The sequence below is a fragment of the Kitasatospora purpeofusca genome (assembly GCF_034043715.1).
Taxonomy (GTDB): Bacteria; Actinomycetota; Actinomycetes; order Streptomycetales; family Streptomycetaceae; genus Kitasatospora; species Kitasatospora purpeofusca_A.
Genome location: NZ_JAXCLC010000131.1, coordinates 1 through 9,577 on the forward strand (window position 1 = coordinate 1; position 9,577 = coordinate 9,577).

Below are 9,577 nucleotides of genomic sequence, written 5' to 3' on the forward strand. Positions count from 1 at the left end.
CCGGCCGCACCACCCGGGCGGGAACGCGGTCAGAAGATGATCTTCCAGCTGTCGATGCGGCCCGAGTCGCTGCGGTACATGTCCTGCACCCGGAGCCGCCAGGTGCCGTCGGCCTGCTGGGTGGAGGCGTCCACCGTGTAGGTCTCGAGCACGTTGTCGGCCGAGTCGCCGAGGCTGGCCTTCTTCAGCGAGTACACGGTTCCGTCCGGGCCGATCAGGTCGACGGCCAGGTCACCGCGCCAGGTGTGCTTGATGTCCACGGCCACCTTGAGGTCGCTCGGCGCCGCGCCCGGGATCCGGTCGACGGAGATGTCCGAGAAGACCGCCGGGCCCCCGTCCGGGATCGGCACGGGGGGGGCGTTGGCGAAGATGCCCCGGGAGACCTTCCAGCCGAACGTGGTCGAGATCCGGCTGTTGTGTGAGGCCTTGGCGGTGACGGTCACCGTGTGGGTCCCGGCCGTGGCCGGGGTGCCGGTGATACGGCCGGTGACCGGGTGGAGCCGGACGCCGTCGGGGAGGCCGGTCGCGTGGTAGGTGACGGCGCCGGGGTTGAAGTTGATGGCCCTGACCTCGAGTTCGGCGGGTGCGCCGACCTCGGTGACCTGGTCGGTGACGGGGTCGAGGAGCAGGCCGTCGACGACGCGCGGGCCGACGTTGACCGCCGCCCAGGCGTTGGCGGCGTTCATGTACGTGGCGCTGAGCTGCCCGTACAGGTCTGCGGTGGCCCGGAGGGTGGCGGTGCGGGCCGCGGCGTAGTCGGTGGACGAGGTCATGTAGGTGGTGAGCGCCCGGTACCAGATCCTGGCGGCGGCGTCCCGCCCGATGGCGGTCACCGGCAGGCCGTCGGAGGTCGGGGAGTCGTAGGCCACGCCGTTGACGGTCTTGGCACCGCTGCCCTCGGAGGCCAGGTAGAACCAGTGGTTGGCCGGGCCGGAGGAGTAGTGCACGTCGACGGTGCCGAGGTCGGCCGACCAGGCGTCCCGCGACCTGCCGTCCTTCGAGGGCTTGTCCATGTAGCGCAGCGGGGTGCCGTCACCCCTGATGTCGATCTTCTCGCCGACCAGGTAGTCACCCTGGTCCTCGGGGTTGCCGGCCCAGAACTCGATGGCGGCGGCCATGATGTCGGAGGTCGCCTCGTTCAGGCCGCCGGACTCGCCGCGGTAGATCAGGCCGGCGGTGGCGGAGGTGATGCCGTGGGTCATCTCGTGGCCGCCGACGTCGATCGAGGTGAGCGGCTTGACGTTGCCCGCGCCGTCCCCGTACGTCATGCAGAAGCAGGTGTCGGACCAGAACGCGTTGACGTAGTTCTTGCCGTAGTGCACCCGGGTGTGGGCGCCGACGCCGTCGTCCTTGATGCCGTCGCGGCCGTGGACGTTCTGGTAGTAGTCCCAGGTGAGTTGGGCACCGTAGGCGGCGTCCACGGCGGCGGTCTGCCGGTTGGCGACGGTGCCGTCGCCCCAGGTGTCGGTCGGGTTGGTGAACAGCGTCCTGGTGGAGCTGGTGCCGTTCAGGTCGTACGTGCTGTGGCCGCCCCGGGTGGGGTCGGTCATCGCGTAACCGCCGCCGTCGGCCGCCGAGGTGCCTATGGTGACCTGGCCGGAGTACTTGCTGGTGCCGAGGCCGGTCTCGATGCCCTGGTACTCGAAGATCTTCTTGCCGGAGTTCGCGTCCGTGACGACGTGCAACTCGGAGGGTGTACCGTCCTCCTGCGTGCCCGTCACGACCGTCTCCCACGCGAGCCGCGGGGTGCCCGATCCGGCCCAGACCACCTTGCGGGCGTCGCCGGCCGCCGCCCCCGCCACCTTCGCAGCCGCGGCGCCGGCGAGCGCGAGGCCCTTCGCCGCCTCGGCGCTCTCCTCGGGGCTGGTGTCGACGGCGATGTCCGCACCGGTGGCCCGGGTGTCACCCTTGCTCGTGCCGTCGCGGGCGGTGTGCACGACCAGGTCGCCACCGAGCACCGGCAGTCCGTCGAAGGTCCGCTCGTAGCGGGTGTGCACGGTGCCGTCCGCGTCCTGGGTGACGCCCCGGACGACCAGGGCCTCCTTCGGACCCAGCTTCAGCGCGGCGGCCGTCCTCGCGCTGTTCGCGTCGGCGGCGGCCAGCAGGGCGCCGCGCTGCGCGGCCGACAGGGAGGCCGGCAGCGCGCCGGCGAAGGCCGGCACCCCTGCGGGCGCCCCGCTCGGGCCGTCCGCCGCGGCGACACCGGCGGGCAGGGCGGCCACGATCATCGCGGCGCCGGCGATCAACGCGCTCACGGGGACGGATTTTTTGCGGAATCGAGTCACACGGAACTCCTTCTGCGACGGCCGGGTTCAGGCGGCCGGAGTCAGCCGGGCGGCCGAGAGGGGTACCGCCCGGTAGAGCTGGTGGTTCGACTGGCTGGAACGGCCTTCGACGTACTCGCCGCGCGGCGCGGTGCCCGGGCGACTGCCAGGGCCTCGGCGGCGGCGGGACGGTACACAGTGCCACTCTTGGTGAGGGCATGTCATCATTGCGCTGCAAGTTGGCCGGAATGCCGCGTCCGCCGTGGGAGCTGCGGTCGGTCGGCGCGGGCCGCGAAATCAGGTTGGCCCATCCAATTCGTCCCGATAGCATCCGAGGACCGGATGGGCGACCGGCGCCGTACCGGTGCTGCTCGGCAGCGTGACAGACGCGGGGGCGGTCGTTGTGGAGACCTACGGTGACCTCGTCGCCGCCGAGGACGTGCTGCTGTTCGTCAACGCCGCGATCACCGGCACCGGCCAGCGCGAGTTCCACAGCGGGGCCGCCGAGCAGCAGCTCTCGCTCGACTTCCTGCACGAGTACATGCTCGCCAACTACCGCGGCCCGTACGCCGCCGCGCTCGCCCTCGACATCAACGACCACAACGCCGCCCTGATCGTCCGCCGCCTCCTGGAGACCTCCCGCGACGCCACCGAGGAGCAGCGCCGCACCGAGGGCCGGCTGATCGCCCGCCGACTGTTGCTGCTGCCGCCGCAGCGGGTCTACCGGCTGATCGGCGAGCTGCGCCGCGCCAAGGTCAACAACCGCCGCACCCGGGCGATCCTGCGCGACTGGCTCGCCGCCCGCCCCGACCAGGCCCTCGACGCCGTCAAGTACCGCGCCGGGCTCAAGCGCGCGCTGCGCCACACCCATCTGCGCCCCGTCGCGGAGGAGACCGGCGACTTCCTGTACGCGCCGCGCCGGCGCCCCGAGTACGCCGCGCCGCTGCTGGACGCCTGGCGGCGCGCCCACCACGAGAAGGGCGCGCTCTACGAACTGCCGTACACCGTCGCGGAGGGCTTCGCCGACCGCCACGGCATCCCCCGGGCCGCCTTCCTCCAGCGGATCGAGCCGCGGCTGACCGGCCTGGAGCGACTGCGCCTCCAGGAGTCCGCCCGCACGCTCGGCGCCACCGCCGTCACCGCCGACGCCGCCGCACTCGCCCGGATGCCGCTCACCCGGCTCGCCTCGTACGTGCTGGGCCTGCCGCCCGCCGACCGGGCCGCCCGCCGCGTCGAACTGACCGACGCCCTGCGGGGCGCGGCGCGCCGGGCGGTGCGCGCGGCCGGAGCGGAGGAGGGCGGCTGGGGCCGGGTCACGGCCGTCCTCGACGACAGCTGGTCCGCGTACGGCTCGGGCGTCAAGCGCCGCCGGCCGCTGGCCGCCGCGCTCGCCTGCCACTTCCTGCTGGCGGCGCTGGCCGGCGAGTACACGGCGCTCTGGACCTCCGGGCGCGGCGACGCGCTGCTGGCCCGCCCGTCCGGGCCGACCCCACTCGGGCGCCGCATCCTCGACGCGCTGGACACCGCGCCCGAGCGGCTGGTGATCGTCTCCGACGGCTGGGACAACGCCCCGCCGGGGCTGGCCGCCGAGGTGCTGCGGGTGTGGCGCACCCGGCTCGACCCGGAGCGGCGCACCAGCATCGTGCACCTCAACCCGGTGTACGACGCGGAGGGTTTCGACGTCCGCCGGCTCGCCCCGACGGTGCCGACGGCCGGGCTGCGCGACGCCGAGGACCTGCCCGCCCTGGTCGAGTTCGCCCGCTTCGCCGAGGGCCGCACGGACCTCGCGGAGCTGACGGCGCACCTGGCCGCCCGCACCGAGCGGTTCCTGGCGGCGGACGGCGCGGTGCGCTCGCCGTCGGTCCGTGCGGCCGGGACCGCCGGGACCACCACCTTGACCGCCGGGACCGCCGGGACCACCACCTTGACCGCCGGGACCGCCGGGACCGCCGAGGAGACCGTCCGATGACCACCACCCCGGCCGCCCCGGCGTTCCGCCTCGACCTCACCGGCCTGGACACCCGGCCCGCCCAGGTGTGGGGCGGCGTGCGCCTGGTGCCCCTGGTCCGCGCCGAACCGATCGAGGACCTCCGCCTCCACCAGGAGCTCTACGAGCCGGAGTACACCGCCGTCCCGGTCGGCCGCCGCACCGACTACCTCGCCTTCGTCCCGCACGGCTTCGTCGCCGACTGGACCCGCGACGGCACCCCCGCCGCCGCCTACGGCACCCGGCTCGACACGCCCTCCGCCATCACCGCGAGCACCCCGCCCGAGCGGGTCCGGGTACGGGTGCCGCGCCGGATCGCCAAGCGCGAGACCCGCACCCGGCTGCGCTTCCTGCCACTGCACCTCGCCCTGGAGGGCTATCTCGCCCTGCACTTCGGCGGCCCGTCGATCGCCTGGGAGGAGTACTCCGAGCGCGCGCTGCGGCACGGCCTCTCGCCGCGCGCCGAGGAGGCGTACGCCGGCGACCGGGTCCGCGGCCTCGCCGACGCCCTGCGGGTCTTCGAGATCCACCCCGGCCAGTGCGGCCTGATCGTGTACGTGGCCGACGCGCTCGCCGCGGCCTTCGTCGCCCCGCACCCCGACGACTACCGCGCGCTGCACCGGACCCTGCTGCTCGACCTCTTCGGCGAGCTGATCCACCACTACGCCCTGCTGTCCGGCCCCGTCCCGGACTTCCGGGCCGATCTGCGCACGGCCGGTCCGATCAACTCGACGGCCGAACTGCGCACGGCCGTCGACGGCCAGGAGCGCGCCTGGGCGGCCTTCCACGACGACACGATGGCCGGCGGCCTGCTGGATCCCGACTACCGGGCGCGGACGGCGCGCCGCCTGGGCCGTTTCCGCCTCGACCGGTTCCGGCCGGAGTTCCGCCCGAAGGAGGAGAACCACATCGGCGAGGCGATCACCGACGAGCACGGCCGACTCGCCTACCTCAAGACCTTCCGCCTCTCCGAGGCCCAGGTCCGGCGCGGCCACCTGCTGGACCGCCTCGCCGCCCACGACTGGCACCTGCCGACGGCCGCCGCCGCGCTCGGCCTCACCGAACCCCAGCTGGGCCTGCGCCTCGAAGGCGCCGGCTTCGGGGGCCTGCTGCGCCAGGACGTCCTGGACCACTACCGCCGCGCCGCGCGCGGGTAGGCCAGGTAGGTCGGGTAGCGCCGGTGGCGCGGGTTCGTTCCGGAGCCGCGCCGCCGCCCTGCCGCCCTGCCGCCCTGCCGCCCTGCCGCCCTGCCGCCCTGCCGCCCTGCCGCCCTGCCGCCCTGCCGCCGGGGCATGGTGCGGGAGCGGGAGCGGGGCGATGATGGGAGAAGGTTCGTGGAAGGACGGTCGGCGATGACCCGACAGCCGCGCCATTCCTTATCCGAGGACGATTCCCACCGTTCCGCCGAGTCCCTGGCGGACCGCTCCCGGGCCGGCAAGGCCGGCCGGTAGGCGGTCGGCCGTGTCGGCGGGTTCCGGACGGGCGGTGGGCCGCGTCCTGACCTCGGTGCTGCTGGGCGCCGTGGTCGCGGTGGTGTGCGCGCTCCTCGCGCCGACCGCGTGGGCACAGGCCTCGATGACACTGTCCCCCGACCACGGACCGCGAGGGAGCAGGGTGACGGTCGACGGCACGGGGTTCACGAGCTGCCTCCCGGTGGTGAAGTCCCTGCCCGCGACCGTCCAACTGCTCTGGGACACCACTCCTGCGGCGACGGCGCCGCTCGACACGAACGGACACTTCCAGGGGTCCGTCGACGTCCCGGCGAACGCCGAACCGCGCCCGCACCTGGTGCGTGCCACCTGCCGAATCGTCCGGTCGCCCGCCACGCCGGGTCTGGTGGCGGACGTCGTGAGCGTCTCCAGGGACTTCGTGGTCGACCCGGACACGCCGCAGAGCCTCGCCCTCACCCCGGCGAGCGGGCCGGTCGGCCGCCCGTTCACCGCCCGGGGCACCGGGTTCGCCTGCCCGGACGGCGAACCCGTCGTGCTGCGCTGGGAGCAGCGTGAACTGGGCCGGGCCCAGCCCTACGACGGCGCCTTCGAGCAGAGCGTCACCGTGCCCGCCGGCGCGGCGCCGGGCACGCACCCGGTGGAGGCCTCCTGCGGACCGGCGGCGGAGCGCCGGGCCACGGCCACGTTCACCGTCGTCCCGTCCGGCAGCGGCAGCCCGACCGGGGGGACGTCGCCGGACCCGACGGACGCGTCGCCCACCACCGGGCCCGTGCTGCGGGTGCAACCGGGCCGCGCACGGCCGGGGCAGCAGGTCGTGCTGACCGGGACCGGCTTCGCCTGCCGGGGCGCCGAGGCGGAGCTGACCTGGAACGACGTCGTGTGGGAGCACGTCGGCACCGGGACGGCCGGCGGGTTCGTTCTGACCACGCGGATCGCGGACGACGCCCGGCCCGGACACTACCGGCTGCGTGCCGTCTGCCCGGACCGCCCGGGGACGGCCGGGTCCACGGAGTTCGAGGTGCTGACGGCCGACGGGGGTCCCGCCCCGGGCGGGGGCGACGCGGCGCCCACCGCGCTGGTGGTCGGCTCGACGGCCGGCGGCGCGGTGGTGCTCGCCGCCCTCGCCGGTACCTACGTGCTCGGCCGGCGGCGGGGGCCGCACTGGGCGTCGGCGCACGTCGCGGTCGCCCCGGTGGCCGGTGAGCCGCCGCGCCCGCTGGTCACCGAGACGGACGACCCGGCCGGGCCCGGCCGCACCGTCCGGCTGGAGTCCCGGGAGGAGCCCGGCACGCACCGCGTCGAGGAGACGCCCCGCCACGGGACGCCCGGTGGGGAGACCGGTACCGGGGGGACCGGCGGCAGGGGGACCGGTACCGGTGAGACCCGCGCCGGCGAGACCCCTGGTGCGGAGACCCGTGCCGAGGAGGGGGAAGCGACGGAGGAGGACCCATGACCACCGCCACGCTCACCGATCCGGCGACCGCGCGCGCGTTGCTGTTCGGGGCGGACGCGCCCGGCAGCGCCGTCGACGCGCTCACCGAGTCCCTGCACGGGCAGGGCACCGTCGGCACCCTGCTGCACGGCGTCCCGAGGCTGACCGGCGCGGCCGGGCAGGCCGTCGAACGCGAGGTGGCCACCGCGCTCGACCGCCAGCTCGGGCGCGACCTGTTCGGTTTCGCCGCTGCAGGGTGGTCCCGGTACGCCGCCCTGACGGCGGCCGCCCGGCGCACCCGGGCCGACCCCGCGTCGGAGGAGGTGGTGGCGCTCGCCAACCACCACATCACCTCGTCCAACAGCCCGCGTGTCGATCTGCTCGTCGACGGCACTCCGGTCGGCTCGGTCCGGATGCAGCTGACGCTCGTCATCGAGCTGGCGGGCATCGTCGCGGTGGTCCGACAGGCCCGTCTGGTGGCGCTGCGCGCCGGCAGTTGCACCGTCACCGGGACCCTCACGGTGGACCGGGAGAAGATCGTCCAGCGCAGCCGCCGGTACGACCTGCCCGGCGCGGTGAGCCTGCGCAACGGGATCCCGCTGCTCCCGGACGAGGCGGCCCCGCCGGAGGCCGCGCCGGACGCCGGGCCGGGAACGGAAACCCGGGCCGGAGCGGAGACCGAACGCCTGCCGCGAACCGGCCACCGGGTCGCCTGACGGACCGCGCGGGCGGCCCTGGCGCTCACCGTGGCCGCCGCCCCGCCGGTGCTCCTGTGGGGCGAACCGGGGACCGGCGGGACGTCCGCACTCACCCGACTCGGCGACTCGCCGAGCCCCGCTCACCGCAGTCACCGCCGTCATCCCAGTCATCGCCGTCATCGCCGTCATCGCGAGTGTGCACGAGCCCTCCGTCTTCGCGGGGCCGCCGGCCCCCCTTTCAGTCCTTCGGCCTGCCCAACTCCTTGACGAAAGCATGACATTGACGCACCATCAACCTCGCGGCGCCGCATCTCCTCCAACGTTCCGTCCCTACGGACCCCCCACAGGAGGACAGTCATGCGACTGCCCCGCCGAGGGAAGCCCGCCACGGCCACCGCCGTCCTGCTGGCGCTCGCCCTCGCCACCCCGCTCAGCATCCAGGCCGTCACCCCGGCCGCCGCCGTCCAGCCGGACTCCGTCGCCTCGGCGGGCGACGCCGACACCGCCCGGCAGTACCGCCTCGACGGCCCGCGCACCGTCGCCGAACGCACCGCCGTCGCCGCCACCGGAGCCTCGGTCGACGCCGTCAGGGCCGACTCGGTGACCGTCACCGCCACCCCCGCCGAGGCCGCCCGGCTGCGAGCGCTCGGCTGGTCCCCCGTCCCGCTGCCGGGCCCCCGGTACGGCGACGGGCCCGCCGGACAGGCCGAGGCCGGCGCCACGCTGTACGACTTCCCGTCCGCCGACTCCGGCTACCACAACTACGCGGAGGCCGCCGCCGACATCGACGCCGTCGTGGCCGCGCACCCCGACATCATGAGCAAGCGGGTCATCGGCACCTCGTACGAGGGCCGGCCGATCGTCGCCGTCAAGATCAGCGACAACGTCGGCACCGACGAGAACGAGCCCGAGGTGCTCTTCACCGCCCACCAGCACGCCCGCGAGCACCTCACCGTCGAGATGTCGCTCTACCTGCTGCACGAACTCGGCGACAAGTACGCCACGGACAGCCGGATCGCCAACGTCGTCGACAACCGGGAGACCTGGGTGGTCCCGGACCTCAATCCGGACGGCGGCGAGTACGACATCGCCACCGGCCGCTACCGCAGTTGGCGCAAGGACCGGCAGCCGAACACCGGCAGCAGCAACGTCGGCACCGACCTCAACCGCAACTGGAACTACAAGTGGGGCTGCTGCGGCGGCTCCTCCGGCTCCACCTCCAGCGAGACCTACCGGGGCAGCGCGCCGGAGTCCGCCAAGGAGGCCAAGGTGGTCGCCGACTTCGTCCGCACCCGGGTGGTCGGCGGCAAGCAGCAGATCACCGCGGCGATCGACTTCCACACCTACAGCGAGCTGGTGCTCTGGCCGTTCGGCTGGACCACCGCCAACACCACCACCGGCATGACCGCCGACGAGTACAACACCTTCGCCACCCTCGGCCGCTCGATGGCCTCCACCAACGGCTACACGCCGGAGCAGTCGAGCGACCTCTACATCACCGACGGCTCGATCGACGACTGGCTGTGGGGCACCCAGCGGGTGTTCGCCTACACCTTCGAGATGTACCCCGGGCCGAACGGCAGCAGCGGCTTCTACCCGCCGGACGAGGTGATCGGGCGCGAGACCAGCCGCAACCGGGAGGCGGTGCTGCGGCTGCTGGAGACCGCCGACTGCGTCTACCGGGCCATCGGCAAGCAGCAGCAGTACTGCGGAATCGCCAACTGAACGTCCACCAGGACCGGTTG

6 protein-coding genes and 1 pseudogene are annotated in these 9,577 nt (G+C 74.3%); 6 read left to right on the top strand and 1 reads right to left on the bottom strand.

What is annotated here, in order from left to right:
• Positions 1-29 precede the first annotated feature (29 nt).
• Complete coding sequence (locus tag SM793_RS35590; protein ID WP_320443284.1) at positions 30-2,228, bottom strand: M4 family metallopeptidase; 2,199 nt, start codon at positions 2,226-2,228, stop codon at positions 30-32.
• Between the two features lie 439 nt (positions 2,229-2,667).
• On the opposite strand from SM793_RS35590, the gene SM793_RS35595 reads away from it, so the two are divergent.
• The 6 genes and pseudogenes from SM793_RS35595 (at position 2,668) to SM793_RS35620 (ending at position 9,557) form a co-directional block, all read left to right on the top strand.
• Entirely contained in the window at positions 2,668-4,233 is a 1,566-nt protein-coding gene (locus SM793_RS35595) for a hypothetical protein (RefSeq protein ID WP_320443285.1), read from the top strand.
• Positions 4,230-5,408: an ARPP-2 domain-containing protein gene (locus SM793_RS35600; RefSeq protein WP_320443280.1), complete on the top strand. Its 1,179-nt coding sequence runs from the start codon at positions 4,230-4,232 to the stop codon at positions 5,406-5,408. Before SM793_RS35595 ends, SM793_RS35600 begins: the two co-directional genes overlap by 4 nt.
• Before the next feature lie 328 nt (positions 5,409-5,736).
• Positions 5,737-7,155: a hypothetical protein gene (locus SM793_RS35605; RefSeq protein ID WP_320443281.1), complete on the top strand. Its 1,419-nt coding sequence runs from the start codon at positions 5,737-5,739 to the stop codon at positions 7,153-7,155.
• Entirely contained in the window at positions 7,152-7,850 is a 699-nt protein-coding gene (locus SM793_RS35610; RefSeq protein WP_320443282.1) for a hypothetical protein, read from the top strand. Before SM793_RS35605 ends, SM793_RS35610 begins: the two co-directional genes overlap by 4 nt.
• An 18-nt stretch (positions 7,851-7,868) precedes the next feature.
• Positions 7,869-8,061, top strand: a pseudogene (locus tag SM793_RS35615) (hypothetical protein); the annotation flags it as partial.
• Between the two features lie 128 nt (positions 8,062-8,189).
• The gene (locus SM793_RS35620) at positions 8,190-9,557 is read left to right on the top strand and encodes a M14 family metallopeptidase (RefSeq protein WP_320443283.1); all 1,368 of its coding nucleotides are present in this window, start codon (positions 8,190-8,192) and stop codon (positions 9,555-9,557) included.
• Positions 9,558-9,577: the final 20 nt, after the last annotated feature.

Bases quoted from the DNA above. Each gene is read 5' to 3' on its own strand.
- SM793_RS35590 (WP_320443284.1), bottom strand. From the start codon at position 2,228: ATGATCGTGGCCGCCCTGCCCGCCGGTGTCGCCGCGGCGGACGGCCCG.
- SM793_RS35600 (WP_320443280.1), top strand. From the start codon at position 4,230: ATGACCACCACCCCGGCCGCCCCGGCGTTCCGCCTCGACCTCACCGGC.
- SM793_RS35610 (WP_320443282.1), top strand. From the start codon at position 7,152: ATGACCACCGCCACGCTCACCGATCCGGCGACCGCGCGCGCGTTGCTG.
- SM793_RS35620 (WP_320443283.1), top strand. From the start codon at position 8,190: ATGCGACTGCCCCGCCGAGGGAAGCCCGCCACGGCCACCGCCGTCCTG.